Here is a 26,521-nt window from a genome sequence, read left to right as displayed (position 1 = left end):
TTATTATTGGAAATGCATCGTTAACTGGTAGTGCCATTTCGTTTCAAGCAACAGCCACTGCTGCAATACGCTGGGCGTCCAGGAGTCATCGCCGCCAACGCCCATATGCCGGCCGTCAAGGGTTATCCAGACGCCGTTTTCCGGCTGCATCCGGTGCCAGTGATCGGTCTTCATTAATTGCGCGGTGCTGTAGGGCTGTACGGAGAAGTGAAAATCGCCCGCCACATGCCAGCGCCCCCAGTCCAGGGCTTGGGTGTCGCAGCGCAGTCCGTTTTCGGTCGGGAAAATGTACGGCGTGCTCATCTCCTCCAGCGGCAGTTCCCAGCGAGAGAAGCAGGCGCTGGTACGACGATCCGGGTAGTTCTCATGCGGGCCGAATCCCAGCCATGAAACCGGTTTATTCTGATCCGGCACCTGAAAAGTCAGCCCGACGCGCGGTAGCGGCGGCAGGGTGGCGGCACGTTCGCCGTCAATGGTCAGATGCAGCTTGCCCTGCGCGTCGAAGGTCATCCGCCAGTGGCTGATAATCACCACCTCTTCCCCGCTCAGGTAGTGCCAGCAGCTGTCGATGACCACCTCATGGGCCAGACGCTGCGCGTCACACTGTACGCAGCGAGCGGTGAGGTCGTACAGGCCCGCGCTTTTCCAGCGTTCAACCCAGGCGTTGGGATCGATACGCTCCACTTCGCTTACGCCAATATCGTTATCCAACGGCGCGCGCACGAACTGGTCGCGCAGCGGAGTCAGCAGCTGCTCCACGCCGTTCACTTCCCAGTGCGTCAACAGTCCGCTTTGACGGTCAATTACCCACTGCTGTAAGCCGCTGCGCACCGTCCAGGCGCTGTCGCTGCGTTCAAGCTCTGGCGCATCGCCTGCTGGCTGAGGCGCATGCAACACCAATGGGGCGGCGAGCGCAAACTGCTGCCAGGCAACGCGATGCCCGGCAGCGGACCAGGCGGTGGCCTGCGGCTGGATAACCTCCAGCGTCAGCCAGACCTCTTCGGCCCCGGCGGGCAACGTCAGTTCCTCCAGCAGCGTCAGCTCGCTCTGGCCTTCAGGCCGCAGTGCAAGCGTTGTGCTGCCTTTGCTAATGGTTTCACCGGCTGCCTGAACCTGCCAGTGCAGCTCCTCGTTATCCGTCGGACGGAACAGATACTCGCTGACAATGCTGATGCGCAGCGGATGTTGCGACAGCAGGGCAAACTGGAAGTATTGCTGCGCGTGTTTGGCCTCAATTAATGACGGGTGAGGGCGGCGGTCAGGGAACACCAGCCCGTTCATGCAGAACTGGCGATCGTTGGGCTTATCGCCAAAATCACCGCCGTAGGCCCAGCCGATGCTGCCGTCGTCAAAGGTTTTGCTAATCGCCTGATCGGCCCAGTCCCAGACAAAGCCGCCCTGCAGGCGTGGGTAATCACGAAACGCCTGCCAGTAGTCGGCATAGTTGCCCAGGCTGTTGCCCATGGCATGAGCGTATTCACAAAGGATTAGCGGGCGCTGCTCGCCGGGCAGACCGATCCACTTTTTAATGCCCCATTTCGGCACGGCCGGAATGAGCTGATCGTTTTCCACGCGGGCGTACATCGGGCAGATAATATCGGTGGTCGTGCTGTCCGCGCCGCCGCCTTCATACTGCACCGGGCGTGACGGATCGTTACGCTTGAGCCAGTGATACATGGCTTCGTGATTGCCGCCGCCGCCGGATTCATTGCCCAGCGACCAGATAACGATCGACGGGTGGTGGCGATTGCTTTGCACCATCCGCGTGACGCGGGCGCTCCAGGCCGGCAGCCAGGCCGGATCGTCGGAAAGACGATTCATCGGCACCATGCCGTGGGTTTCGATATTGGCCTCGTCGACCACATACAGGCCATAGCGATTACAGAGTTCATACCAGCGCGGCGCGTTGGGATAGTGCGAGCAGCGAACGGCGTTAAAATTGTTCTGCTTCATCAGCAGAATGTCCTGCACCATATCCTCTTCTGTAACGACCTGGCCGCGCTGAGGGTGATGCTCGTGACGGTTAACGCCACGGATCAACAGCGGTTTACCGTTTAGCTTCAGCAGGCCATTGTCGATTTCAACCCGGCGAAAACCAATATCCCAGGCCTCGGCCTCGATCAGCTTATCGCCGTGCCACAGCGAGACGACGGCCCGATAGCAGTTCGGCGTTTCCGCGCTCCACAGCGCCGGACGCTCCACGGGAACGCGCATCATGGCGCGTTCTGCATAGTTGCCTCGCTCGTCAATGGCTGGCGAGCCGGGCTGCTGCTGGTGGCTGGCGACCCGCTGCGCGTCATGCCACAGCTCCACGTTGACCGTCAGTTTTTCAAGCAGCCGTTCCGGAGCAGCAACGGTGACATTCACCTCCAGCTCAGCGTCGCGATAAAGCGCATCAAGCTGCGGCGTAAGCTGAACATCGCTCAGGTGCAGCGACGGCTTATTCAGCAACCATACTGAACGGAAGATGCCGCTCATCCGCCACATATCCTGATCTTCAAGCCAGGTGCCCGCGCTCCAGCGCATCACCATAACGCAAAGGCGGTTCTCGCCCGGCTGAAGCGCGGCGCTGAGATCGAAGGCCGCAGGCAGGCGACTGTCCTGCGAGTAACCGATCCATTTGCCATTGCACCAAAGATGGAAGGCGGAGTTTACACCGTCGAAGATAATCTGCGTTTCACCTTCGTCCCGCCAGCTCTCCTCCACGTTAAACGTCAGCGAGTAGCAGCCGGTCGGATTCTCTTCCGGCACGCGCGGCGGCGTGGTATCGATGGGATAGCGCACGTTGGTATAGATTGGCGCGTCGTAACCCTCCATTTGCCAGTTCGAAGGCACGGGCGTAGGACGGCTCTCCGCCAGATCGCTTTCCAGCCAGCTGGCGTCCACCTCAAACGGGCTGCGCGCATAAGTGAATTGCCACTGGCCATCCAGCTGACGGCGGTGTGATGAGGTCTGATTTTCCCTTGCCGCGCGAAGATCGCGCCAGCTGGAGAAAGGCGCATGGGCCGGTAAACGGTTCAGGTGCGTAATGGTCTGGTTTTGCCAGTCTTCACGTGCAAGCACGTCATGAAACGAAACGCTGTGGGGGGCATGGCCGTCGTGATTGCGCATAGGTCTACCTGATAGCTAAAAGTAAATGTCATTCGCCAGACAAGATGGAGTGTGTTATCAGATATTTTGTTAGTAGCCGCAATATTGCTGAGATTGAAACTCATTGGCGATCACGAAACAGGATAGAAACAGCCATTTTTTGTCGTATTTTAGACAGTAAATGTTAGCGCAAGACATTCAGGGCAGAGGACAGAGGAAAAGAAGATGCAGCGGCGTATGGCAACTCTGGAAGATGTGGCTCGTGAGGCCGGTGTATCACAACAGACGGTTTCGCGCGTGCTGAACAGGCCTGATGTGGTTTCTGAACGAACCCGTGACAAAGTCATCCACGCCATGCAGGCGTTGCACTACGTGCCTAACCGTTCGGCACAGTTGCTGGCGGGGAAATCGGCGCCGTCGATTGGGTTGATTACCGCGTCGTTAACGCTGCATGCTCCTTCGCAAATCGCCGCCGCGATAAAGAGTCACGCGGGCGCGCATCAGCTGGAGGTTGCTATCGCGATGCCGGTAACGGCCGATTACGCTTCTCTTCAGGCACGGTTGCATGAGTTTCGCGCGCAGAATATCCGTGGCGCCATCATCAATCTTCCCCTGGAAAGCAGCCTGGCGGAAAAGTTGGTCAGTGAGAACCCGGATATTAGCTGTCTGTTTTTAGATATTTCGCCGGAAACCGATGTCTGCTCGGTGCGGTTTAATCATCTGGACGGCTGCGGCGCCTGCGTCAACCATCTCTGGACGCTGGGGCATCGGGAGTTCGGTCTGCTTGCCGGGCCAGAGAGTTCCGTCTCGGCGCGAATGCGGTTAAGCAGCTGGCGCGAAGCCTTGCACCGGCTTGGGGTGAGCAACGCGGTGACGGTCTTTGGCGACTGGAGCGCGGCCAGCGGCTGGCACAAAGCCTTTGAGCTGTTGCATCAGCAGCCGCGCATTAGCGCGATCGTCGTCGCGAACGATCAAATGGCGCTCGGGGTGCTGAGCGCGCTGGCACAGCTTAATCGCACCGGCAGCAGGGCGGTTTCCGTTACCGGCTATGACGATACGGCGGACAGCCTCTATTTCCAGCCGCCGTTAACAACCGTTGCGCAGGATTTCGATAAGTTAGGGAAAAAAGCCGTTGAGCTGTTAGTTCAGAAGATGGCCGCACCGCAGATGCGCATCCGTGAGCTGCTGCCGACGCGTTTGATTGTCCGGCAGTCAACCTGGCCCTGCGGCGGAGAAAACGAGGATGAGAAGGGGGCAGTGATTGCCCAATTAAAAACGCTGGTGGAAAGGTTGTGAATTTTCCGCGTCTATTTAGCCTTGCAGCAGAAAGGCGTATTGGCCGGTTGCGGCAGTAACAAGCGCCTGCTCAGGTTACTACCTCATATAGCGTCGTGAGTAATGTCGTGATTTTATAGATTAACGTTGCACGGCGTAAACAATGCCCGCTGCCAGGCATTATTGCATAATGCTTAGTGCACTATGAGCGAGGAGGGTACATATCTGCTCATAAATAATAACTGTTCCAACAATGGGCTGGCAGATTATCGTTGTAGCATCAGTCGCAGTATCACTGATAAAATGTGGTCATAAAGTCTGTCTGACCACGTCTGATCTGACAGCATATCTGGCTTGTACGTTTAAAGGCCCGCTATTAAACCCTCAGGACAGCCATATCGTCTCGAAATTCGGGAGAATTTTCTCCTGATAATTTTTTATCTTCCCTTGACCTATTTTACCGGGCCATAAGCTTTTACGTTTACCTTATCTCTGGCTCTTCAGATAGTCTTGAAAAAATTGCCTACAGGAACAGGCCAATGAAAATCGTTAATGCAGAAGAAAAGCATATTTCCGCCATATGCGAAATTTATGCTTATCATGTTACTCACGGTACCGCTAGCTTTGAAACTGAACCACCAGATATCAATGAAATGTTTGCCCGACTGAGCAAAATCCGCAGTCAGGGGCTGCCGTATGTGGTCGCGCTACATGAAGAAAAGGTCATAGGTTATTGTTATCTCACCCACTACCGTGAACGCTATGCCTACCGCCACACCCTCGAAGATTCAATTTATATTGATCCGGCTGCGCAGCGTCAGGGCGTGGGAAAAGCGTTGCTGCGGCATGTCATTGCCTGGGCAGAAGCTCACGACTACCGGCAGATGATTGCCATTGTCGGCGACAGTAATAACCAAGGTTCGCTAAAAGTCCATCAGCAGGTTGGTTTTACTGAAATCGGCACGCTGAAAGATATAGGCTTTAAGCATGGCCGTTGGCTCGACACGGTATTAATGCAACGGAACCTGGGCGAAGGGAGCAGCACACTGCCAGGGGATTCAGGTATTTTGCCCTGAGGCAGGAGTTAGGGGGCATTCACCCCCTTGGTGTTTATTTCAGTCGCTTACCGGCATCATCTACGACTTTCTCGCCATCTTCCTTTACGAACGTGCCTTTTTGCGCATCGGGGAGAATATCCAGCACTACTTCTGATGGACGGCACAACCGTGTTCCTAGTGGTGTCACCACTATCGGACGGTTAATCAGGATCGGATATTGAAGAATATAATCGAGCAAATGTTCATCAGTAAATGACTCATCTTCAAGCCCCAGTGTCTCATAAGGTTCTACGTTCTTTCGCAGCAATGCGCGTACCGTAATCCCCATATCTGAAATAAGTTTAATAATCTCATCACGGGTCGGTGGGGTGTCGAGGTAATAAATAATGGTCGGTTCGTTACCGCTATTACGGATCATTTCCAACGTATTACGTGAGGTGCCACAGGCCGGGTTGTGATAGATGGTAATATTGCTCATATCATTATCTCATTACAAAGTGACAGAGAGTCGCCACGCCAGCGCGGCCAGAGTGACAAACAGCACAGGCAGGGTCATGATAACGCCGGTGCGGAAGTAATATCCCCAGGTGATGGTCATATCTTTCTGTGCCAGCACATGAAGCCATAGCAGGGTGGCCAGGCTGCCTATTGGTGTTATTTTAGGGCCTAAATCGCAGCCAATCACGTTGGCATAAATCATCGCCTCTTTGACGATGCCGGTCGCTGCACTTTCGTCAATCGACAGCGCACCAATAAGCACTGTCGGCATATTGTTCATGATCGATGACAGGAACGCAGTCAGAAAGCCAGTACCAAACGTGGCCGCCCATAAGCCCTTATCTGCCAGCACATTCAGCACGCCTGAAAGATGCCCCGTGAGCCCCGCATTGCGCAGGCCATAGACCACCAGATACATGCCCAGTGAGAAAATCACGATTTGCCAGGGCGCGCCTCGCAGCACTTTCCCGGTATTAATCGCATGCCCTCGCTTAGCCACAATAAACAGCGCTGCTGCGCCAGCTGAAGCTATCGCACTAACGGGGATGCCTAGCGGCTCCAGTACAAAGAACCCCGCCAGAAGGAATAGTAGTACTACCCAGCCAGCCCTGAACGTCGCCGGATCCCTAATTGCACTGGCTGGTGTCTTTAACAGTGAAATGTCATATGTCGCCGGGATATCTCTGCGAAAAAAAAGATGCAGCATGATTAGCGTGGCTGCAATGGCTACCAGGTCAACGGGTACCATAATAGAGGCGTACTGCGTAAAACCGAGGCCGAAGAAGTCCGCTGAGACAATATTCACCAGGTTAGAGACGATCAGCGGCAAACTGGCGATGTCCGCGATAAACCCCGCAGCCATGACGAAGGCCAATGTCGTGCCTTTGCTGAACCCCAGCGCGAGCAACATCGCAATCACAATCGGGGTCAGGATTAGCGCTGCGCCATCGTTGGCAAACAACGCTGCAACAGCAGCACCGAGCAATAGTATCCACGTAAACAGCAGTCGGCCACGTCCATTGCCCCAGCGTGAGACATGCAGCGCAGCCCATTCAAAGAAGCCGGACTCATCGAGCAGCAGGCTGATAATGATCACAGCAATGAATGCCGCCGTCGCATTCCAGACAATATTCCAGACAACAGGGATATCATCAATGTGGATAACCCCCGTTAGCAACGCCAGCACGGCTCCGATACTTGCGCTCCAGCCAATACTTAGCCCTTTAGGTTGCCAGATGACCAGTATCAGCGTCAGTAAAAAGATACCCCCTGCCAGAAGCATTTTAGACTCCTTTATATATGTTTATATGTATGTGATTGATTATATCAGCAGGAGGTGTCAGCTGATTTTGTCAGCCATTCACGCACATCTTCCCGCATACACTGCCAGGATGCCGTTATCGTTTCAGCCGCCCATGCCGGTATGTGCGGTGACAGGCGGTAGTGAACCCATTTGCCTTCTCTACGGTCAAGAACAAGTTCTGCCTCGCGCAGAATAGCCATATGGCGCGATATTTTAGGCTGTGATTCGATGGTTGCCGCGCAGATATCGCAGACGCACAGTTCGCCTGATTCCCTGAGCAGCATAACAATGGCAAGGCGGGTTTCATCCGACAGGATTTTAAAAAGCTGAACAGGCTGTAGCATTTTTTACTCCGTTTCCTTTAGCATGCACATATGCTAAACCATATGTGTTAAGTTTAAAATCGCCACATCCTTCCAAAGGAGAAAAAATGGAACAATTTCCTGCCCTGAATGCTGATTGCTTTGATCAGCACATCGCTGAACACCTGCAGCTACAGGAGCCGCCACGCATTCTGATTCTCTATGGATCAGTAAGAGAGCGTTCCTACAGCCGTTTTGCAGCAGAAGAGGCGGGCCGCCTTCTGACTGCAATGGGGGCGGAGGTCAGACTGTTTAACCCATCAGGGCTACCCCTACCGGATGATGTTCCGGATACGCACCCTAAAGTCGTCGAGTTGCGCGGGCTGGTCAGATGGTGTGATGGGATGGTGTGGAGTTCCCCGGAGCGGCATGGGGCAATGAGCGCAGTAATGAAAGCGCAGATCGACTGGATACCCTTAAGCGAAGGAGCCGTTCGTCCTTCCCAGGGAAAAACCCTTGCGGTTATGCAAGTCTGCGGCGGTTCTCAGTCCTTCAATGCCGTGAACCAGATGCGCATTTTGGGGCGCTGGATGCGGATGTTCACCATCCCTAACCAGTCTTCAGTGGCCAAAGCCTGGCAGGAATTCGATGAGGACGGGCGGATGAAACCCTCGTCCTGGTACGATCGTATTGTTGATGTTGCAGAGGAGCTGTTTAAAATCACGCTGCTGCTCAAGGGGCAAATGGGTTACCTTGCCGATCGCTACAGCGAACGAAAAGAAAGCCATCAGGAGCTTTCATCTCGCGTTAATCAGGAAAAAATATAACATTTCTCTTGTTGTTAATTCACAACATGGGGTTTCAGTAATGCCGCCCCTTGATTAAGGATAGCGTTGCATCGACCCGTTGAACTCACACTTATCATTTCTATTATCGCTACGCTACCTTATAAAGGCTGCCGCACAGCCTTTATAATTTAACTGAAGCGCTTATTCCAGTGCAGCAAGGATCGCGGCTTCCATTTTCTCTGGGGTAGAGATCGGTGCAAAACGCTTAAGTGGTTTGCCGTCGCGTCCGATCAGGAACTTAGTAAAGTTCCATTTGATTCGCCCACCCAGCACGCCGGGCAATTCGGCTTTCAGGTAACGAAACACCGGGTGCGCCAGGGCGCCGTTGACCGCCACTTTCTCAAACATCGGAAAGCTCACGCCATAGTTGATGTGGCAGGTCTGCGCGATGTCGTCAGCACTGCCGGGTTCCTGCTTACCAAACTGATTGCAGGGAAAACCCAGCACCACCAGCCCTTGGGCGGCGTACCGCTTATAGAGCGATTCAAGGCCCGCGTACTGTGGCGTAAAGCCACAATGGCTGGCGGTATTGACCACGAGCACCAGCTTGCCAGCGTAGTCGGCCATAGGGATCGGCTGGCCACTCAGGCTGGTGGCGGTAAGTTGGTAAAACGTGGTCATATCGACGCCCTCAGAATTCTCATATTGCAGATGGCTTGTGTAAGACAGGATAGTTGCCTGTCGAGCAGAATGGCATATTTTTCATGTCTGTTTCCGCCACGCAGGGGACGCAAGGCCCGCATCGGATATGCATATAGTGAACGCTGGGCGACACTATCCGCATTGATATCATGCTGCCCGGTGACAGAGCCTGTCGGCAATACAGGCCCGGTTACGTCAGAGCAGAAGTGGCAGCCAGCAGGCTGCCAGTATTGATTTACCAGTTCTGCTTCGTAGGGGAGACAATAAGATCGTTGACCGTGACATTCTCAGGCTGGTTGAGGGCGTAGACAACCGCATTTGCTACATCCTGCGGGCTGATAGCAATTTTGGTCAGTTCCTGTGCCGCCTTACGCCCCTGCGGATCGCTCACCTTGTCAGCCCATCCCGTGTTAATAACGCCCGGGCTGATGGTATTTACCCTGATGCCCTTATTCACGCCCAGATCCTTACGCATAGATTCCGTCATGGCGTGAACAAAGAATTTGGTCGAACTGTACACGCCCGCGCCGGCGTCAACCTGGTGGCCCGCGACAGAAGCCATGTTCAGGATCTGTCCGTCACTTTTGTCGAGCATAACCGGGAGGACGGACGCAATCGCGTTCAGATACCCTTTGATGTTCACGTCGACCATCTTGTTCCAGTCGTCCCACGCGATGTCGCTCCAGGCTGAAAACAGCATCAGTCCGGCGTTGTTAATCAGGATATCAACAGTACCGAAGGTTTCAGTAGCATGCTTGACCAGCGCCTTTGTATCTTCCAGATGTGTCACATCCGTCACCAGACCGGAAGCATGGCCGCCAGCGGACTCAATATCCTTTACCAGCTTATCAAGGCCGCTTTGATCCAGCGCGGCCGCAACAATATTCACGCCATGACGCGCAAGTTCCATCGCGGTTGCGGCGCCAATGCCCGATGACGCGCCAGTAATAACAGCCGTTTTGTTCTGCAAATAATTCATTTTCTTATCCTTCCCTGTCAGGAACAGGCAGCGGGAAGATCCCGCCGCTTTTATTGATCAGTAATTTCCTTGCGGCCAGTCGGTGTAACCTTTCGCGCCGCCGCCGTAATAGGCTTCTTTTGGCGCGATGGTCAGCCCGGCGCCATAACGCAGTCGCTTAACCAGGTCCGGGTTAGAAATGAACAGGCGACCGAAAGCGACGGCATCGATAAGCCCGGCATTGCGGCGGCTGATGGCCATCTCCAGGTCATAGTTATTGTTTCCGATAAACAGACCGTCGAACTGCGCGCTCAGTGCATCCATATCCACGTCAGAAGGCACCTCGCGGGAGGTTGCCGTTGCACCTTCAACAAAGTGCAGATAGGCCAGCTTAAAGCGGTTCAGCTGCTGGATCAGATAGCCATACATTGCCATTACGTTACTGTCCGGCGGCGTGTTGCCTGCGTCAGGGGTAACCGGTGACAGGCGAATGCCCACGCGATCGTTGCCCCAGATATTAACAATCGCTTCAGTGACTTCCAGCGTCAGGCGCGCGCGGTTTTCAATCGAGCCGCCCCAGGCGTCGGTGCGATGATTAGTTGAATCACGCAGGAACTGATCGAGCAGGTAGCTGTTTGCAGAATGCACTTCCACGCCGTCAAACCCTGCGCGAAGGGCGTTTTTTGCGGCGTGTTTGTATTGCTCAATAATCCCCGGAATTTCGCTGGTTTCGAGCGCGCGCGGCGTCGAAACCGGCACGAAGCCATTGACGGTATACGTCTGGCCTTCAGCCTTGATAGCAGAAGGCGCAACCGGACGCTCGCCGTTGGGTTGCAGCTCAACGCTGGAAAAGCGGCCTACGTGCCAGAGCTGGCAGACAATTTTTCCACCTTCTGCATGAACGGCGTCAGTGACTTTTTTCCAGCCAGCCACCTGTTCTTCGCTCCAGATCCCTGGCGTTGCTGCATAGCCGCGGCCCTGAGCTGAGATGTTTGTGGCTTCTGAAATAATCAGTCCTGCACTGGCGCGCTGGGCGTAGTAGGTTGCATGTAACGCATTCGGTACGCCATCTTCACCGTAGCGGCTGCGGGTTACCGGCGCCATAATAATACGGTTAGCCAGCTGAAGTTTCCCCATAGTCACGGGAGAGAAAAGATCGGTTCGGGTACTGTTGTCAGTCATGGTTACTCCTGAATAATTGACCGGTCGTCTAGTAAATTGGCAGAAAAAAAGGCGGCTACGCGAGCAGCCGCTTTGTTGCACTCATTGCTTTGTCGAACGCCTGTTCGGGCACGTGAATTTTTGCCATCAGCGAAGCGCCCAGCCAGAGCTGGTAAAGCTCTTCAGCAAGGGCCTCTGCATCCCTGTTGGCTGAGAGGGAGCCATCGTTTTGCCCCTGTTGTATGCACGCCGTAATCCTGCCGATAATTTCAAGGGTTCCTTTTGCCAGAACGCTTCGCATGCTGTCGTATTGATCGCAGACTTCTGCTCCAAGCTTGACGACAAGACATTTGCTTTCCGGCAGGTCAGCCCCCTGGGTCGCCTTCCAGAACGCAAAGTAGCGCAGCAGCCGTTCTCTGGCGGGTTCGCTGCCGCGTAGCTGCTCTTCAACCTGAACGAGATAATGGGTGAAGTAATGTTCCAGCAGGGCTTCAGCAAACTCTTCCTTGGACCGGAAGTAGTAATAGAACGAGCCTTTAGGAATGCCGGCGGCTTTGACGATCTCAGCCAGGCCGACGGCGCTGTAGCCTTTATGTGTGATAAGCGTCCGGGCAACATCAATGATGTGCTGACGCACGTTTGTCGCTTGTTTTTTCATAGTCCGATCAGCATAACGTTAAAATTGACCGGTCGTCTAGTGCGGCAGGGTACATTTTGTGCGATCGCTATTTTTGGCATGGCAACAAACGCGACGCATATTGCCCGGTCGCCCTGAGGCTTGCCGGTGTGGCACCGTCTTTCGCCTCGATCGACATGCCTTCCAGGAGCGTATTCAGGACGGTAGCCAGTGCAGCGGTGGCGGTATCGGTCGGCAGCTGTTGCTCACGTACGGCCCTGCGCAGTCGCTTTTCAAACAGGTCTTTCCCTTCCTGCCTGAGCACGCTCACGGCCTCTACAACGTCAGAGGATTCCTGAGAGACGTTGATGGCCGCAAGAACGACCATGCAGCCGCAGGGAGCGGAAGGCGAAAGCAGAATGTCAGCCGCTTCGCTGAAGAATTTATCAATTGCCTGCGTGATATCCGGCTCCTCTTCAAGCCGCTCCCAGGTTGCCTTCCAGTAAACCTTTTCATAATAGCTTACGGCCTCCAGAAAAAGTTTCGCCTTGTTACCAAAGGCGGAGTAAAGGCTGGGCGGATTGATTTCCATGGCAGCGCAGAGCTCGGCAACCGAGGCCGGCTCAAACCCTTTACGCCAGAAGATGTCCAGCGCCCTGAGCAGGGCCCTGTCACGATCGAAGCTGCGCGGGCGGCCTTTGGGCTTTTCTCCACTGACCCCTGCGTTTTTCGTTTTCACGTCGGGCATATAGCCATTCTCTTGACATATTACATAGCGGTCACTATACAATAGGAATATTATATAGTGGTCACTACATAATTGTGTAGGACCCATGTCAGAACTCGCTTTTGCAGCGACGCTGATTTTTTCCCGGCTTCCCGGCTTCCCGGCTTCCCGGCTTCCCGGCTTCCCGGGTGACGGGCAGGGCAGCTTCAGCGCCGAAGACTTTTTACAGCGCGGCGATGTGCTGACTGGCATAGCTATCATTGCTGCTGTTCGTCATAAAAAAGCGATTGAACCGAATCACGGGTATCCGTACGGATGACCGACACAACACTACCGGAGACAGATGCTATGACCGACGCAACCTACGTGCAGGAATATAACGCCATTGTGGACGTACTCAGCCAGTACAACGAAGGCGGAAAGCAGGCAAAAAGTGAGATCATGAAGCCCGCCTTCAGCGAGCGGGCCACGATTTTTGGCGTTGACGGCGATGCAAATCTTACAGGCGGGCCGATTCAGGGCCTTTTCGACACCATCGATAGCGCGTTCCGCCCCTCACCGGAGGCGAAGGCCGTCATCGTACGCGTTGACATCGTGGGCACGGCGGCAAGCGCGCGTATCGATACCGACGATATTTCAGGCTTTCGCTTCACGGACTTTTTCAACCTGCTGAAGGTCAACGGACGCTGGACGGTGGTGAGCAAAATTTACCATACCCACGCAGTTTCCTGATCTCAACCAATCTTCCACATTCGTCGTGTCTGTCCGCCAGGCGCGGCGAAACCCATAAGGAAAAAACTGAGCCAGGATCTGTCGACAACCTCTATAAATTCGTCCGTGAAAACGGCAGTACGCCAGAGACAGAAAAGCATCTGAATGTGCTGACCATCCCCCCAACAGCTAATGTACTGCCGCATTAGTTTTCGCAGGTGACGCAGAACCTCAGGCTGCCTTACATAACGTAACGATGCCGGGAAAAGTCGAAAATCCCTACGCATTGTATAATTCAGGCATAACGCGACAGTTGCAGGCTGTACAGCCGTTTAATCAAGCAATATTCATTAAAGGTTATGGGCGAATTGGCCGATAAACGCAGTCTACTGCTTCTGACCCTTGAGTTTTGCCATAGATAATTTCCCGCTCCGGCAGGTGAAATGGCACCGTAGAAACTGCGGCATCAGCCAACAACGGACCCGACCACCATGAACACTGTGATCAAACCTACTCTTTCCGCCGTTTGGTCCACAGACGCCCAGGGCATTTGCATCACCAGTCAGGAAAGCCCTGCTGGCCTTATACCCACACTGGAAGGCGTAACGCTAAGTGCATGGCTGAGGCTCGCACAGGCTGATGATGATGCGCAGATCGCGCTGCAACTGACTGCGGCGTTGGAATGCGTCACGCCTTTTCATATCGAAGTGCCAATCCGTTGTCTGGATGGCACGACACGCTGTGTGATTGTTTCAGGCCTGCCTGACTGTCCACCCAATGTTCCTTGCCTGCAATATAGCGGCTTCATTTTTGATATAACAGGGCAGCGCAAAGCCCTGGAGGAAGCGCTGCGCACGGCGGCGGAATACCGTCTGTTAATTGAAAACAGCACTGACCTGATCGCCCATTGCGACGCAGACGGCAGGTACGTTTCAATCTCGCCTTCTTACAGCAAAATGATCGGTTGGTCAGCCGATGAGATGAAAGGTCAACCGGTGGTGGATTTCCTGCACCCCGATGACCGGGCATCCGCTACGGATGCACTGGTATTCCTTTTCAACGGTGGCGTGCGGTCGGATGTGGTCGAGGTGCGTAAGCGGCATCGCGACGGTCACTACATTACGCTTGGCACCAAGGCCTGCGGCGTCAGCGACCCTTCCACCGGCAAGAACATCGGTGCCGTGCTGGTTTCGCGGGATATTACTCATGATAAAGAGCGGCTCCGCAAGCTCGAAAAACTGGCCACCCGCGACACGTTAACCGGGTTGCCTAATCGGGCCTGGATCAACGACCGGGTGAGCCACATGCTTGCGCAGGAAAAAGATCTGGCCTATACCACCGTCCTGTTTATCGATTTGAACGGGTTCAAGGCGGTCAATGATTCGATGGGGCATGCAGTAGGGGATGTTTTGCTACAGCTGGTAAGCGAGCGGCTACGACGCTGTATGCGCCCTGGCGATGCGGTGGCGCGTCTGGGCGGGGATGAGTTTGTGGTAGCCGCGAAGTGTACCAACCGCAAGGCGGCATCTGCCATCGCCCGGCGCATTATTAACAGCCTGAAAGAGCCATTTGCTATCAATAGCACAGAAGTACGCATTGGGGCGTCTGTTGGCATTAGCCTCGCACGGTTCGGGGCGGCATCGGCCAACATGCTGTTTGAAAATGCCGATAAAGCGATGTACCAGGCGAAAGCACGACAGGATGGGTCATATCAGTTTTTCGAGCCTGCGGCGCAGCCGTTACGTCATTAGCATAGCGTTGGCTCTGTTCTGCGATCTCTTGTGGTGTCTGCCTGGCATAAAGCCGGCGCCTGAAAGCGAGAAGCGGAAGCACAGCTGCCCGAATGCTTGTGCCGCGCCCTGACGGGCACTGTACGTCCCACTCTCTGTTTTCAGAAAAAAACGCGATTAGTTATCGACTTCCCGGGCCGTCAAGCAGCGGATCGGCCAGTGTAGCCCTGGTTTTAGGCAGGCACTGCGGATAGTTTTGCTGAATAAACTCAATCATCTTTTCCCGCACGTGGCAGCGTAAATCAAAGGCCATGGGGGAGTTTTGTGCCGTCATCAATAATCTGATGGTCATGGTTCTGTCATCAGTATCCGTTACCTGCAGCACCTGAGTTTCCTGATCCCAGAGCTTTGTTTCACTGAGGATTTTTTCGAAATGCTGACGCAGAGGTTCTAACGGCATGGAGTAGTCAAGGTAAAGGAAAACGGTGCCTAATATTTGGGCGTTATTACGCGTCCAGTTCTGGAAGGCGTTTTCTGTAAAGTAGGTGATGGGCAGAACCAGCCGGCGCAGATCCCAGATACGCACCACCACATACGTCAGGTTTATCTCCTCAATCCAGCCCCATTCTTTTTCAACCACTACAGCATCATCAATTTTAATCGGTTGGGTGAAGGCTATCTGAATACCGGCAAACAGGTTAACGAGCGACTTTTGCAGGGCAAAGCCAATTATTATTCCGGCCACCCCGGCACCGGCCAGAATTGTGGTGCCGAATTTTCGCACGCCGGGGAAGCTGAGCAGGATCAGTGAAACACACAGCGTCACGAGCAGGACGATAGCGACCTTTTTTACATATATTATCTGCGTACGGATTTTACGGGCACGAAGATTATTAGAAAGATTAATGTCATAGCGGATAAAAAGCATATCCTGCACGACATTAGTCAAACGAATCAGGATAGAACAAAGCGAAAGTATAATGAAGGTATTAATAATCGTTGTAATAAGATCAAGATAGTGCGGGTGAATATTAATATAATTAAGCCCGACGTTGATTAACATCAGCGGGATGAAAAGAAAAATTGATCCGCGAAGATGCTTTTCAAGGGATTTAAATAATTTCCTGTCACGATTCTGCCAGTAGCGGATGAACCTGAGAATGATAAATCGCGCAACGGCCCCCGCAGCGAAAGAGAGCGTGACGAGCAATAAAGCAGGCACCCACGATGGCGCGCCAGATAACTCATCGAATAGTAATGGCATTCTTTTCCCTTATATCCAGCAACAACCACAGGCTGTCAGCGAAGTCATAAACATCCAGTAACCGCTGTCTTCACGGTTATCTGCAGCGTAAATGGTTTACGCAGATGAGTTTATGAAAAATTCTGTTAACTGACGCAGTAAACGTAAAAAAATCGGACAAAACCGATAATTCAGATGAGTTTTTTATTTAATTAATTGAAATTTATAATAATTTTTATTTATCAGCCAGTAAGCCGGGCGACCATGCCTGTATCGTATAGATCTTGAGCGGTGGCCTGACGGAAGGAGGCTCACCAGAAGCATAGCGTCAGATCGCCGCCGGATTCGATAAGCAAAACCAGCCTTCGCGATAATTCAGACGAGCGTGGCAGCCGTAGAGAAGGAAGAGCAGGTATGTCCGGGCAATACTGAAAGCGATGAAAGGGAATGATAATCAGCCGCTAGCATGTTCGGGCGTGAGCGTTCTCTGAATGTTCAGGCTTCGCTTTGCGCATAACCTGCCTGAACGCGCCGGGCGGCATACCGTACTGTCGGCTGAATGCCCGCGTAAACGTCTGCTGCGACTCAAAATCATAGCGCAGGGCGATAGTTATAATTCGCTGGTCGCCGCTGATAAGCTCATCAGCGGCGGCCTTCATCCTTTCCAGACGAATAAAAGCACCCAGGCTGATACCGGCGTAGCGCACAAAGCACCGGTTCAGATACCACTTTGAATAACCGTAGCGGGCCGCCACCTCCTGAACGGTGACTTTTCTGGTTAAGTTTTCTCTTATCCAACATACCAGCCCCGTAAAAAATACGTCGTCCGACAGCATATTGTTATTCCCGCTGGCTGCCCAGGTTTGATAAATATCGATACGAGCCTGCACGGGCAGGTACGCAATGAGGCGCGGCCTGGAAACGCTTATGCGCAGAAAGCATCAGAATGTATAGGTAAAGCCGACCGTGCCCGTTGCTTCATTGCGCCGGGAAACAACAGGGCTGTCGGCTACGCGATCGCCAAGCCAGGTATAGCCCGCGCTGATAAGCGTTCCCCAGTGAGGATCAAACTGGTGGTTCCAGATCAGAGAGGTTGCAATACCGTAAAAACCGCCCGGCGCGCGGTAGCGCGTAAACCTGCTGCGCTGGCTCTGCGCCTGACTGCGCCGTACCAGGTATTCATATAGCGGGCATCGCCAAATAATGCCGCGGTTTGCAGCGCGACGGTATCGCTTTCACTCTGCACCGGCAGAAGGGTCAGGGATGCCTGATAATTGACGCCCTGATCGTCACTGAACGGCAGAACCGCTTTGCCCTCGGCGCTGAGCCATGGCGTGACCTGCCAGCCGATGGCCAGCGCTGTATTGACCGTGGGATCGATTTTGCCCATGCCCTTCAGCCTCTTACCGCCGTCACGCCAGTCTGAATTTTTGTCATCTCGTCCGAGGTTGTAGCCCAGCGTATGTTCCAGGTAGAGTCCACTGTTGCTTTGTAAATCGTAGCCAATGCCTTTTTGAGCATCCGCAAAGAAGGCACCGTGTCGGGCCTGGAAAACCGGAACCGGCTGAAGGCGGGTTTGATCCGAGCCGCTGTAGCGGGGCGCAGACTGTGCGCCGACGCCGACGGTCACGCTATTTTGGGCATCACCGCTGTCCGCGCGGGCCGTCGCTGAAGTTGTCAGGGCCAGACCGGCCATATACAGCAGTGCTTTTCTGGTTATCATCACCTTACCTCTTATGGGTTCGTTCCACTTTGCCGATACACCCGTATCGACAACCCGGAGTATCCTGTGGGTGTGTCAATAAACGGCCAGGGAATTGTGAAGAAAGTGTCAAGGTGAACCATGCAAAACAAAAAAATTCTTATTATTGAGGACGACGCAGATGCGGTTGAGGTGCTTGAAGCCTATTTACGCCGCGAAAACTACGAAGTTCGCGCGGCCGGGGACGGGGTGTCGGGCCTGGAAATAGCCGGGCGCTGGCACCCTGATCTGATCCTGCTGGACGTGATGCTGCCGGGTCTTAACGGTACGGAGGTATTGGCAAAAATCAGGCGCAGCAGTGACGTTCCTGTGATTATGGTAACGGCCATCGGCGACATGCCCGATCGCATCGGCGCGCTGCGCTACGGTGCCGACGACTACGTGGTCAAGCCCTACCATCCCGGAGAGGTTGTGGCGCGCGTGCAGGCCGTGCTGCGGCGAAGTCAGCCAGCCGTTCAGCAAGAGGAGGTGCTGCGCTGGCAGGCGCTGGAGGTTCATACTTCGGCCATGACCGTAACCGTTACGCGCGGTATTGATGATCTAATCAACGTGGACGTGACCCCAACCGAGTTTTTATTACTGGTGACGATGATGCGCGCCCCGGTTCGTGCGCTCAGCCGTCAGTTTTTACTGGAGCGGTGCCTGCCTGAAAGCGACGCGCTTGAACGCGTGGTCGATACACATATCTACAACTTGCGCAAAAAACTTGAGGCGGCCGGCATGAAAGAGGTTCTTCTTAACGTACGCAGCGTCGGCTACAGGTTCCGGCAGCCATGAAAAATCCACAGCTGCAAACCCTGTGGCGTTGGATCTGCGTTCGCATTCTGACGCTTGCCATCGGTACCGTTGTCCTGATAGCGCTGTGCATGTGGCTGCGCTTTACGCTTCAGTATCTCTGGATCACCTGGCATATGCCTCACGCGATACTGCAGGAATTCCTGGTTCTGCGTGAAAACCCTAATCTTAATCCGGCGCGTTTTCATCAGATCATTGATAGCTGGTGGGGTATCGGCTATTCCGATCCCTCCATCGCCTCTTCGGACTGGATCACCGTCGGCGTCCTGGTGCTGGTGACGATTCCATTCATTGCCTGGTTCGGGCTGCGCCATGCCCGCCCGTTGTCGGCTCAGTTCAGCCAGCTCAGAGGCGCAGCTGAACAGGTAACGGAAGGTGACTTCGGTGCGCAGGCTGCGCTGACGCCGTCGGCACCAGCAGAACTGGTGCAGTTCGCACAAAACTTCAACGCCATGACGCGCCAGCTTGCGCGTTATGAAAAAGAGCTTCGCGCCTCACATGTCGCTATGGCGCATGAGCTGCGCTCCCCGCTGACCGCAGCCATGGTTCGGCTACAGGCGCTGCTTGACGGCGTGTTCAGCGCGGATGGGCGACAGCTTGCCATGATCATGGGCCAGCTGAACTGCCTGCGCAGGCTGATTGATGAACTGCAGCTGCTTTCACTGGCGGACGCCGGGCAGCTTAGCCTGGAAAGGGTTCGCTGCTGTCCGTCCGAGATCCTGCGCTATCGCCTGCAGTGGATAAAATCCCAGCTTGATGAAGCAGGCATTTATCCGGTTGCCGAACTGGCTGAAAAAACGCTGCTTAACGTCGATCCGTTTCGTCTGGGGCAGGTTTTTACCGTCCTGCTGGAAAATGCGCTGCGCTATGCGGGTTCCGGCACCAGCCTGTATCTGAGCAGCCGCAGCACAGACGGGCATTATGAGATTATTTTTCAGGACAAAGGGCCCGGCGTGCCGCCGGCGTTTCTTGAAGTCATGTTTGAGCGCTTTACGCGCGGAGAGGCCTCACGGGCACGGCATTCTGGCGGGAGCGGGCTGGGCCTTTCAATTGCACGCGCTATCTGTCAGGCGCACGGCGGAACGCTGGACGCCACGCTGCCGCCTGAGGGCGGATTAAGAATGCGGATCGTGCTGCCTCACGATGCATAACGGTTGCTGAGGGTCTTGACACTCCCTTGATGGAATGTGGCCGGGTTCTTGATAATGGCGAGGTTTAATGGCGCAAAACTCAATTGAGGAACTGCGCCATGTCAGACAACCTTCCAGGCCTGATAAAACAGGGGGCCTGGCAACTGCTGGATCTGCGACATCATAGTGTCTTACTGCTGCTCGGCCTTGTGCTGATGGCTGTTATGCTGACCGGCTGCGATCGGCAAAAACAACAAAATCCACCCGCACCGCGTCCGGTTGAATGGATGACGATCGGCCCGCGCACGGCTCCTGCTCAGCAGACGCTGACCGGTGAAGTCCGCGCGCATGATGAAACCTCCCTGAGTTTCAGGCTGGAGGGCCGCATACTGACGCGCAGTGCCGACGTCGGGAGCCGGTTCAGCCAGGGCGACACGCTGGCCGTGCTGGACAGTCCGGCGGCGCTGAACCAGGTTATCAGCGCGCAGGCTGATGTCAGCAGCAGCCGGGCCGCAGAAAAAGTGGCGCTGCTTAATCTGCATCGAATGCGTCTTCTGATGCCGTCCGGTGCTATCGCTCGTGCTCAGCTGGATACGGCCACGGCTGACTGGCAGGCGGCGCTTTCGCGCACGCAGAGCAGCGAGGCGGCGCTGAAAAATGCGAAGGAAAACCTGCGCTGGACGGCCCTTACCGCGCCTGCCAGCGGCGTAGTGACGGGCGTCAGCGCATCAGCAGGGCAGGTTGTCAGCGCCGGAGAGACGGTATTTACCGTTGCCGCTGGCAATGGCCGCGACGTCGTGTTTGACGTTGCCAGTCCCGCAATGGTATCCCGCCAGCCCGGTGCCGTTTTTCACCTTGCACTGCTGCGGGATCCGACCGTAAGCGCGCTGGGACATCTGCGCGATATCAGTCCGCAGGCCGATCCGCAAACGCGAAGCTGGCGAGTGCAGGTCACGCTGGATAATCCACCGCCCGATATGGCGATGGGCGCCAGCGTCACGGTCACGCTGCCGGCCGCAGAAACGGCAGCTGAGGCGGTTATGGTGCTTCCGGCGTCGGCCCTGACGCGCCAGGCAGGCGATCCCGCCGTATTTGTACTGGATGCGGTTAACAACCGGGTCCGTCGGAGAGCCGTGCATATCGCAGGCTATTCGGCAGATTCCGTATTTATACGCGCCGGGATCGCGCCCGGGGAGCGGGTCGTTACGGCGGGCGTCAGAAGCCTGCGTGACGGCGAGCGCGTGGCCTGGAGCAAGGAGGATCAGGATGAAGCAGAGCTTTAACCTTTCCGCCTGGGCGCTGAAGCAGCAGCAGTTAATTGCCTTCCTGATGCTGCTCATTATGGCTGCGGGCATCATAAGCTATGAGCAGCTTTCGCGGACTGAAGATCCCGCATTTACCATCAAAACGGCGGTGGTTTCTGCCCAATGGCCGGGCGCGAACCTCAGCGATACGGTCAGGCTGGTGACCGACACGCTGGAGAAAAAACTGCAGGAGATCCCCCGGCTTGACTACGTCCAGAGCGAGACGCACGCCGGGCGCAGCGTTATCTTTATAAACCTTCGCGATGATACGCCCCCTGCGCAGGTTGCCGACATCTGGTATCAGGTACGTAAAAAAATGCAGGATGCCGCCCCTTCTTTACCGCAGGGCGTGCAGGGGCCTGCCGTCAACGATGATTTTGAAGACACCTTCGGCACTATTTACGGGTTTACCGCAGAGGGTTTTTCCATGCGGGAATTAAGAGATCGGGTGGACAACATTCGCCGGGATCTGATGAGCCTGCCGGACGTGGGTAAAATTCAGCTGCTGGGCGAGCAGGAAGAGCAGCTGGTGGTGGCCTTTTCACCGCGTAAGCTGTCATCGATGGGGCTGGATTTACAGCAGGTCGCTGAGGCGCTTCGCGCGCAGAACGTGGTAGAGCCAGCGGGTACCGTGCGTACGGCCGATGACACTATAGCGCTGCGAGTCAGCGGGGCTTTCAAAAACGAAGAGAGCCTGCGCACGGTGACGCTGCGGGTAAACGGACGCTATATCCCTCTTACAGCGATTGCCGCCGTCGTGCGCAGACCTACAGAGCCGCCTGCGCCGCTTTATCGCGTCAACGGACAGCCTGCGATCGGGCTCGCCGTCTCGATGGCGCAGACCGGGAATATGCTTGCTTTCGGCCAGGCGCTGCGCGCGCGCATGGCAGGCGAGGCCGAACGGCTGCCGCATGGTATTGAGATGACGCGTATTGCCGATCAGTCCGCCGTGGTGGATGAGGCCGTCAGCGGATTTATGCACGTGCTCGTAGAGGCAGTGATCATCGTGCTGGCCGTGTCTTTTGTTTCACTGGGCCTGCGTGCCGGCCTGGTGGTGGCGGCAGCAATCCCGCTGGTGCTGGCTATGACATTTATCTGTATGCACCTTGCCGGTATTGGGCTACAGCGGATCTCGCTCGGCGCGCTGATTATCGCCCTGGGGCTGCTGGTTGACGATGCAATGATAACGGTGGAAACCATGGTGGCCAGGCTTGAAGCCGGCGATTCACGCGCCAGCGCGGCAACCTATGCGTTCACCTCTACGGCGTTTCCGATGCTGACCGGTACGCTGGTCATGATTGCCGGTTTTATTCCGGTCGGCTTTGCCGCCTCAAGCGCGGGAGAATACTGCTATACCCTGTTTGCCGTGGTGCTGATTGCGCTTATCAGCTCATGGATAGTGGCCGTGCTGTTTTCACCGTTGACCGGCAGCTGGCTGCTGCCGGGCACCCTGCAGAAACACGCCGCCGGTCCTGGTCGCCTCGGCGGGCTTTATCGCCGCCTGCTCGCCCGCGTTCTGCGATACCGGCTTCTGACGCTTGGCCTCGCGCTACTGGCGCTGCTGCTGGCAGGTGCGGGTATGACCCGGATGCAGGGCGAGTTTTTCCCGGCCTCGGATCGGCCCGAGCTTCTGGTCAGCCTGTCTTTGCCAGCGAATGCCTCTCAGGAGGCGACCCTACGTCAGACAGAGCGGCTGGAACAAGCCGTATCAGCCAGCCGCGACGTTGACCACTACTCGTCTTACGTCGGCACCGGAGCAGTGCGCTTTTATCTGCCGATGGACGTTTTACTTGATGATGAAAATACCGCTCAGCTGGTGGTGGTGGCCAAAAGCCTGGCGGCCAGAGAAAGACTGCGGCGCTATCTTGATGGCGTGCTTGCGCGGGATTTTAGCGACATCACCACGCGGGTTGCTCCTCTTGAGCTGGGGCCGCCCGTAGGCTGGCCCGTTCGCTACCGCGTCAGCGGGCCTGACTACCAGCAGGTCAGGGCGCAGGCAGAGCGACTGGCAGCAACGCTTGGCGCCTCTCCGCTGACGCGTGAGGTCAACCAGACGGCGGGCGAGCCTGAACGGGTTGTCACGCTGAAGGTGGATCAGTCGGCCGCGCGGGCAGCGGGCCTCTCTTCCGAGCTGATTGCCCGTTATCTGAACACGCTGTGGTCGGGAATGCTGATTACCACCGTGCGTGACGGGAACAGGCTGGTTGATGTCGTTCTCAAGGGCAACGATGAAGGGCGCCGTCTTGACAGCCTGTCCGGGCTGCTTCTGACAGCGCAAACGGGCGCGAAAATCCCGCTGGCGCAGGTGGCCACGCCGCAGTGGGGGCTTGAGGATCCCGTAATCTGGCGGCGTCAGCGCCTGCCGTTTATCACCGTGCAGACGGATCTTGCACCTGGTCTGCGCGCCGAAAGGGTATCGGCCGGGCTGAAGCCGGTTATTGACCGCTTCAGGGCCGGACTGCCGCTGGGTTACAGCCTCAGCGAGGACGGAGCCGTAGCCGAGTCCGACAAGGGCAACAGCTCTGTATTTGCTATTCTGCCGGTCACGCTGCTCTGTATGCTGGTGCTGCTGATGGTTCAGCTACAGCGCGTTTCCCGTATGCTTCTGGCGCTGCTGATGGCACCTTTTGGCCTGCCCGGAATCGTGCTGGCTATGCTGCCGACAGGCACGCCGATGGGCTTTGTGGCGCTGCTGGGCATCATTGCGCTTGCGGGCATGATTATCCGCAATGCGGTCATACTCATCACTGAGGCGGACAATAACCGACGCTCAGGTATGCACTATAACGCCGCCATTCAGGCCGCTGCCTCTCACCGCGCCCGCCCAATCCTTCTGACGGCCAGCGCAGCCATCCTGGGCATGATCCCCATTTCCCGCCAGATTTTTTGGGGGCCAATGGCGCTGGCGATTATCGGCGGGCTGATCGTGGCGACGCTGGTGACGCTCACCGTTTTGCCGGCGGCCCTGAGTCTGGTGATGCAGACGGAAGCGCGCCGGGCCAGCCGGAAAAAATCTTCTGGCGCTGAAGCAGGATAGATAAAAGCTGGCCCTGTCCGGGCTTCTCTTTACGGACGGAGGCCAGCTTTCAGAACGGCGCTTTCCGGGAAACAGCGCTCTTCAGGGTCTGCAACTGACATCGGGTAATGCCCGAAACCCGATGGCGAATTTGGCTTATCGCAGCCTGTGCATGACGTACGCGCCACCGTTCAGGATCCTGATGCAGCTGAAGCCGGGCTTTTTGCCCGTTCGCTGTTCTTACCACTATGGCCGGGAGAAACGTCGACGACGGCATTCGCAGCGTTAGCGGGAAAGCGCAGCGTAAACCGATTGACGCCGTGCTCGCTGTTTACCTCACAGCTTCCCTGATGTAATCGCATAATACTGCGCACGATAGACAATCCCAGCCCGCTGCTGCCCTGATGACGTGAGGTGTCAGCGCGCCAGAAACGGTCAAAAATGCGCGACTGGTACTCGGCGCTCAGCACCGGGCCATTGTTTTCCACTACCAGTTCGATGGCGTGCGGCTGCGCCTTGCTATAGACGTGGATTGTGGTGTTACGCTCGCCATAGCTCAGCGCATTCGCTATCAGATTCGCCAGCGCGCGTTGCACCAGCAGCGGGTCGGCAGACAGTTCGCCATCCAGCCTTATCTCAAGCCGCATCGCCTTTTCTTCCGCCATATTGTCAAAATAGCTCTGCAATTTCTCACCAGGCTGCGCCAGATCGATGCGCTGAATAGCTATCGACTGGCTGGCGTCTTCCGCCCTGGCAAGAAACAGCATGTTGTCGATCATCCTGGCGAGACGCTCCAGCTCTTCATAATTGGAGCCTAATAACGCCTGATAATCGCTAAGGCTGCGCGTCTGGCTCAGCGCCACTTCGGTCTGGCCGATCAGCGTACCGATCGGCGTGCGCAGCTCGTGCGCCATATCCGCAGCAACCTGGCTCAGCTGTTGGTAGCCGCCTTCAAGGCGACCGAGCATTTGGTTAAAAGCAGCGATAAGCGGCTGCAGTTCAGCCTGAGCCTGATCGGGCATGCGGCGTGATAAATGACGCACATCGATCGCGTTCGCCTCGGTTGTCAGGCGGCGGAGTGGGGATAAACCGCGCCGCACCAGCCAGACGCTTATGGCTGCCACCAGTAAGGCAGCCAGGGAAGTCGCCAGGATAATTTGATTACGGTAGCCGTGCAGCGTTTGCGTGCGATTGCTCATCAGGCGACCGGTGACGATCTCAATCTGTCCGCTGCCGTCGCGCGTGGGCGTGAGTGCCGACGCCGCGATAAAAGGCGTGCCGTCGTCGCTGGCAAAGTGATGAACGGACGACAGCGTCAGCGGCTGGTCAGCGGCGACAGGCGTAATAACGGGAAGAGGGCGCCGGCCGGGATTGACCGCAATCAGCGGTGGCTGGCCGGGAAAACGCAGCACCAGTAAAGACTCGGTGTTACCCAGCATATTGGCAAACAAACGCGGCTTCTGCTGGATAAGCGTAATGGCATCTTCATCGCGTAACAGCGTGCGGATCTGATCGATACGTGTCAGCAATGCGCCATCGTCGCGTAGCCCAATTTGTATGGCCAGCGAGTGATAAAGCGCAAGGCCAATGAGTGCAAAAATCGCCATCACCGTGGCGCTTAACATAAGCGACAGACGCGCCGCGAGAGAGTATTTTTTCACGGTTCTGCTTCGCAGCGATAGCCCACGCCGTGCACGGTATGGATCAACGGTTGGGCAAAGGGGCCATCAATTTTCTGCCGGAGGCGTTTCACCGCCACATCCACCACGTTGGTGTCGCTGTCAAAATTCATATCCCACACGCGGGAAGCAATCAGGGTGCGGGTCAGCACTTCGCCAGGATGCAGCAGAAACAGATGCAGCAGGTTGAACTCTTTGTTGGTCAGGTCGATTCGCTGACCGTCGCGCTCGACGCGGCGTTTAACAATATCGAGCTGCAAATCGGCCAGCGTCAGCACATCCGGCAGCTTTTGCAGGCTGCCGCGTCGCAGCTGCGTGCGGACGCGCGCCAGCAGCTCGGCGAACGAAAAGGGCTTGACCAGATAATCATCCGCGCCCAGCTCCAGCCCTTTAATACGGTCTTCCAGCGTGCCTTTGGCCGTCAGGAAGATCACCGGCGTATGGATCTGTTTATCGAGCGCCGTCATCACCTGCCAGCCATCCATACAGGGCATCATTACGTCGAGTAAAATCAAATCGTAATGATGCTCCTGCGCGTAAAACAGGCCGTCCTGGCCGTTTTCCGCCACGTCGACGATAAACCCCGCTTCCGTCAATCCTTTGCGCATGTATTCGCGTGCCTTGACTTCATCTTCAATCACTAAAATTTTCATGCGCTTCTCCCTGTGAACCC

Annotated in this window: 23 protein-coding genes and 1 pseudogene; 10 read left to right on the top strand and 14 right to left on the bottom strand. The window is 55.7% G+C overall.

From position 1 onward, the window contains the following. Positions 1-3: 3 nt before the first annotated feature. On the bottom strand, positions 4-3,111 hold the full coding sequence (locus QCD69_RS02550) for a beta-galactosidase (RefSeq protein ID WP_301250910.1): 3,108 nt from the start codon (positions 3,109-3,111) through the stop codon (positions 4-6). A gap of 204 nt (positions 3,112-3,315) precedes the next feature. Here QCD69_RS02550 and QCD69_RS02545 point away from each other — a divergent pair, with 204 nt between their 5' ends. Together QCD69_RS02545 and QCD69_RS02540 are read left to right on the top strand one after the other, a co-directional pair. Further along, positions 3,316-4,386 (top strand): LacI family DNA-binding transcriptional regulator, encoded by a 1,071-nt coding sequence (locus QCD69_RS02545; RefSeq protein WP_253454293.1) that lies wholly within the window; start codon positions 3,316-3,318, stop codon positions 4,384-4,386. Between the two features lie 518 nt (positions 4,387-4,904). Beyond that, the gene (locus QCD69_RS02540; protein WP_301250909.1) at positions 4,905-5,441 is read left to right on the top strand and encodes a GNAT family N-acetyltransferase; all 537 of its coding nucleotides are present in this window, start codon (positions 4,905-4,907) and stop codon (positions 5,439-5,441) included. A gap of 34 nt (positions 5,442-5,475) precedes the next feature. Here the strand turns inward: QCD69_RS02540 and arsC are convergent, their stop codons facing one another. The 3 genes from arsC to QCD69_RS02525 are packed head-to-tail and all read right to left on the bottom strand — an operon-like array spanning position 5,476 to position 7,568. Beyond that, positions 5,476-5,901 carry a glutaredoxin-dependent arsenate reductase gene (arsC, locus tag QCD69_RS02535; RefSeq protein ID WP_301250908.1) on the bottom strand — a complete coding sequence of 142 codons (426 nt, stop codon included), beginning with the start codon at positions 5,899-5,901 and terminating at the stop codon, positions 5,476-5,478. A 12-nt stretch (positions 5,902-5,913) separates the two neighbouring features. Next, on the bottom strand, positions 5,914-7,203 hold the full coding sequence (locus QCD69_RS02530; protein WP_301250907.1) for an arsenic transporter: 1,290 nt from the start codon (positions 7,201-7,203) through the stop codon (positions 5,914-5,916). 44 nt (positions 7,204-7,247) lie between these two features. Further along, positions 7,248-7,568 carry a transcriptional regulator gene (locus QCD69_RS02525; protein ID WP_301250906.1) on the bottom strand — a complete coding sequence of 107 codons (321 nt, stop codon included), beginning with the start codon at positions 7,566-7,568 and terminating at the stop codon, positions 7,248-7,250. 86 nt (positions 7,569-7,654) lie between these two features. On the opposite strand from QCD69_RS02525, the gene arsH reads away from it, so the two are divergent. Beyond that, positions 7,655-8,353: an arsenical resistance protein ArsH gene (arsH, locus tag QCD69_RS02520; protein ID WP_301250905.1), complete on the top strand. Its 699-nt coding sequence runs from the start codon at positions 7,655-7,657 to the stop codon at positions 8,351-8,353. A 162-nt stretch (positions 8,354-8,515) separates the two neighbouring features. Here the strand turns inward: arsH and QCD69_RS02515 are convergent, their stop codons facing one another. From QCD69_RS02515 to QCD69_RS02495, 5 genes are all read right to left on the bottom strand, one after another. Beyond that, entirely contained in the window at positions 8,516-8,995 is a 480-nt protein-coding gene (locus tag QCD69_RS02515) for a glutathione peroxidase (protein ID WP_253454291.1), read from the bottom strand. A 256-nt stretch (positions 8,996-9,251) separates the two neighbouring features. After that, positions 9,252-9,995, bottom strand: a complete 744-nt coding sequence (locus QCD69_RS02510; RefSeq protein ID WP_301250904.1) for an SDR family oxidoreductase — start codon at positions 9,993-9,995, stop codon at positions 9,252-9,254. A gap of 57 nt (positions 9,996-10,052) precedes the next feature. After that, on the bottom strand, positions 10,053-11,156 hold the full coding sequence (locus tag QCD69_RS02505; protein WP_301250903.1) for an alkene reductase: 1,104 nt from the start codon (positions 11,154-11,156) through the stop codon (positions 10,053-10,055). A gap of 55 nt (positions 11,157-11,211) precedes the next feature. Beyond that, entirely contained in the window at positions 11,212-11,793 is a 582-nt protein-coding gene (locus QCD69_RS02500) for a TetR/AcrR family transcriptional regulator (protein ID WP_301250901.1), read from the bottom strand. 67 nt (positions 11,794-11,860) lie between these two features. Beyond that, entirely contained in the window at positions 11,861-12,499 is a 639-nt protein-coding gene (locus QCD69_RS02495; protein ID WP_301250900.1) for a TetR/AcrR family transcriptional regulator, read from the bottom strand. Positions 12,500-12,584: 85 nt separating this feature from the next. Between QCD69_RS02495 and QCD69_RS02490 the strand changes: the two genes are divergently transcribed. The 3 genes from QCD69_RS02490 to QCD69_RS02480 all read left to right on the top strand — a co-directional run bounded on the left by QCD69_RS02490 (position 12,585) and on the right by QCD69_RS02480 (position 14,940). Then, positions 12,585-12,797, top strand: coding sequence for a hypothetical protein (locus QCD69_RS02490; RefSeq protein ID WP_301250899.1), 213 nt, complete (start codon positions 12,585-12,587; stop codon positions 12,795-12,797). 29 nt (positions 12,798-12,826) lie between these two features. Continuing rightward, positions 12,827-13,210 carry a nuclear transport factor 2 family protein gene (locus tag QCD69_RS02485; protein ID WP_301250898.1) on the top strand — a complete coding sequence of 128 codons (384 nt, stop codon included), beginning with the start codon at positions 12,827-12,829 and terminating at the stop codon, positions 13,208-13,210. 470 nt (positions 13,211-13,680) lie between these two features. After that, positions 13,681-14,940: a sensor domain-containing diguanylate cyclase gene (locus QCD69_RS02480; RefSeq protein ID WP_301250897.1), complete on the top strand. Its 1,260-nt coding sequence runs from the start codon at positions 13,681-13,683 to the stop codon at positions 14,938-14,940. A 160-nt stretch (positions 14,941-15,100) separates the two neighbouring features. Here QCD69_RS02480 and QCD69_RS02475 read toward each other — a convergent pair whose 3' ends face one another. The 3 genes and pseudogenes from QCD69_RS02475 to QCD69_RS02465 form a co-directional block, all read right to left on the bottom strand. After that, positions 15,101-16,183 (bottom strand): mechanosensitive ion channel family protein, encoded by a 1,083-nt coding sequence (locus QCD69_RS02475; protein ID WP_253454289.1) that lies wholly within the window; start codon positions 16,181-16,183, stop codon positions 15,101-15,103. 440 nt (positions 16,184-16,623) lie between these two features. Next, entirely contained in the window at positions 16,624-16,998 is a 375-nt protein-coding gene (locus QCD69_RS02470) for a helix-turn-helix domain-containing protein (RefSeq protein WP_125290027.1), read from the bottom strand. Positions 16,999-17,103: 105 nt separating this feature from the next. After that, positions 17,104-17,885: pseudogene (locus QCD69_RS02465) on the bottom strand (MipA/OmpV family protein). A gap of 120 nt (positions 17,886-18,005) precedes the next feature. Between QCD69_RS02465 and QCD69_RS02460 the strand changes: the two are divergent. The 4 genes from QCD69_RS02460 to QCD69_RS02445 all read left to right on the top strand — a co-directional run bounded on the left by QCD69_RS02460 (position 18,006) and on the right by QCD69_RS02445 (position 24,190). Continuing rightward, positions 18,006-18,701 carry a response regulator gene (locus QCD69_RS02460; RefSeq protein ID WP_253454288.1) on the top strand — a complete coding sequence of 232 codons (696 nt, stop codon included), beginning with the start codon at positions 18,006-18,008 and terminating at the stop codon, positions 18,699-18,701. Continuing rightward, a complete protein-coding gene (locus QCD69_RS02455; RefSeq protein WP_253454287.1) occupies positions 18,698-19,870 on the top strand; it encodes a sensor histidine kinase in 1,173 nt (390 codons plus the stop codon). The genes QCD69_RS02460 and QCD69_RS02455 overlap by 4 nt, the downstream gene beginning before the upstream one ends. A gap of 98 nt (positions 19,871-19,968) precedes the next feature. Beyond that, positions 19,969-21,132, top strand: a complete 1,164-nt coding sequence (locus QCD69_RS02450; protein WP_301250896.1) for an efflux RND transporter periplasmic adaptor subunit — start codon at positions 19,969-19,971, stop codon at positions 21,130-21,132. Then, positions 21,116-24,190 (top strand): efflux RND transporter permease subunit, encoded by a 3,075-nt coding sequence (locus QCD69_RS02445; protein ID WP_301250894.1) that lies wholly within the window; start codon positions 21,116-21,118, stop codon positions 24,188-24,190. The genes QCD69_RS02450 and QCD69_RS02445 overlap by 17 nt, the downstream gene beginning before the upstream one ends. A 170-nt stretch (positions 24,191-24,360) precedes the next feature. Here QCD69_RS02445 and QCD69_RS02440 read toward each other — a convergent pair whose 3' ends face one another. Both QCD69_RS02440 and QCD69_RS02435 read right to left on the bottom strand, forming a co-directional pair. Then, the gene (locus QCD69_RS02440) at positions 24,361-25,830 is read right to left on the bottom strand and encodes a heavy metal sensor histidine kinase (protein WP_301250892.1); all 1,470 of its coding nucleotides are present in this window, start codon (positions 25,828-25,830) and stop codon (positions 24,361-24,363) included. Next, complete coding sequence (locus QCD69_RS02435; protein ID WP_125290020.1) at positions 25,827-26,501, bottom strand: heavy metal response regulator transcription factor; 675 nt, start codon at positions 26,499-26,501, stop codon at positions 25,827-25,829. The genes QCD69_RS02440 and QCD69_RS02435 overlap by 4 nt, the downstream gene beginning before the upstream one ends. Positions 26,502-26,521: the final 20 nt, after the last annotated feature.

The sequence above is a fragment of the Erwinia sp. PsM31 genome (genome assembly GCF_030433775.1).
GTDB lineage: Bacteria > Pseudomonadota > Gammaproteobacteria > Enterobacterales > Enterobacteriaceae > Erwinia > Erwinia aeris.
The sequence above is the reverse complement of the archived record's forward strand: the minus strand, read 5'-3'. Positions and strand labels throughout refer to the sequence as shown.

Bases quoted from the DNA above. Each gene is read 5' to 3' on its own strand.
- arsH (WP_301250905.1), top strand. From the start codon at position 7,655: ATGGAACAATTTCCTGCCCTGAATGCTGATTGCTTTGATCAGCACATC.
- QCD69_RS02500 (WP_301250901.1), bottom strand. From the start codon at position 11,793: ATGAAAAAACAAGCGACAAACGTGCGTCAGCACATCATTGATGTTGCC.
- QCD69_RS02540 (WP_301250909.1), top strand. From the start codon at position 4,905: ATGAAAATCGTTAATGCAGAAGAAAAGCATATTTCCGCCATATGCGAA.
- QCD69_RS02445 (WP_301250894.1), top strand. From the start codon at position 21,116: ATGAAGCAGAGCTTTAACCTTTCCGCCTGGGCGCTGAAGCAGCAGCAG.
- QCD69_RS02550 (WP_301250910.1), bottom strand. From the start codon at position 3,111: ATGCGCAATCACGACGGCCATGCCCCCCACAGCGTTTCGTTTCATGAC.
- QCD69_RS02495 (WP_301250900.1), bottom strand. From the start codon at position 12,499: ATGCCCGACGTGAAAACGAAAAACGCAGGGGTCAGTGGAGAAAAGCCC.
- arsC (WP_301250908.1), bottom strand. From the start codon at position 5,901: ATGAGCAATATTACCATCTATCACAACCCGGCCTGTGGCACCTCACGT.
- QCD69_RS02460 (WP_253454288.1), top strand. From the start codon at position 18,006: ATGCAAAACAAAAAAATTCTTATTATTGAGGACGACGCAGATGCGGTT.
- QCD69_RS02525 (WP_301250906.1), bottom strand. From the start codon at position 7,568: ATGCTACAGCCTGTTCAGCTTTTTAAAATCCTGTCGGATGAAACCCGC.
- QCD69_RS02510 (WP_301250904.1), bottom strand. From the start codon at position 9,995: ATGAATTATTTGCAGAACAAAACGGCTGTTATTACTGGCGCGTCATCG.
- QCD69_RS02480 (WP_301250897.1), top strand. From the start codon at position 13,681: ATGAACACTGTGATCAAACCTACTCTTTCCGCCGTTTGGTCCACAGAC.
- QCD69_RS02545 (WP_253454293.1), top strand. From the start codon at position 3,316: ATGCAGCGGCGTATGGCAACTCTGGAAGATGTGGCTCGTGAGGCCGGT.
- QCD69_RS02455 (WP_253454287.1), top strand. From the start codon at position 18,698: ATGAAAAATCCACAGCTGCAAACCCTGTGGCGTTGGATCTGCGTTCGC.
- QCD69_RS02490 (WP_301250899.1), top strand. From the start codon at position 12,585: ATGTCAGAACTCGCTTTTGCAGCGACGCTGATTTTTTCCCGGCTTCCC.
- QCD69_RS02450 (WP_301250896.1), top strand. From the start codon at position 19,969: ATGTCAGACAACCTTCCAGGCCTGATAAAACAGGGGGCCTGGCAACTG.
- QCD69_RS02515 (WP_253454291.1), bottom strand. From the start codon at position 8,995: ATGACCACGTTTTACCAACTTACCGCCACCAGCCTGAGTGGCCAGCCG.
- QCD69_RS02475 (WP_253454289.1), bottom strand. From the start codon at position 16,183: ATGCCATTACTATTCGATGAGTTATCTGGCGCGCCATCGTGGGTGCCT.
- QCD69_RS02435 (WP_125290020.1), bottom strand. From the start codon at position 26,501: ATGAAAATTTTAGTGATTGAAGATGAAGTCAAGGCACGCGAATACATG.
- QCD69_RS02470 (WP_125290027.1), bottom strand. From the start codon at position 16,998: ATGCTGTCGGACGACGTATTTTTTACGGGGCTGGTATGTTGGATAAGA.
- QCD69_RS02505 (WP_301250903.1), bottom strand. From the start codon at position 11,156: ATGACTGACAACAGTACCCGAACCGATCTTTTCTCTCCCGTGACTATG.
- QCD69_RS02530 (WP_301250907.1), bottom strand. From the start codon at position 7,203: ATGCTTCTGGCAGGGGGTATCTTTTTACTGACGCTGATACTGGTCATC.
- QCD69_RS02485 (WP_301250898.1), top strand. From the start codon at position 12,827: ATGACCGACGCAACCTACGTGCAGGAATATAACGCCATTGTGGACGTA.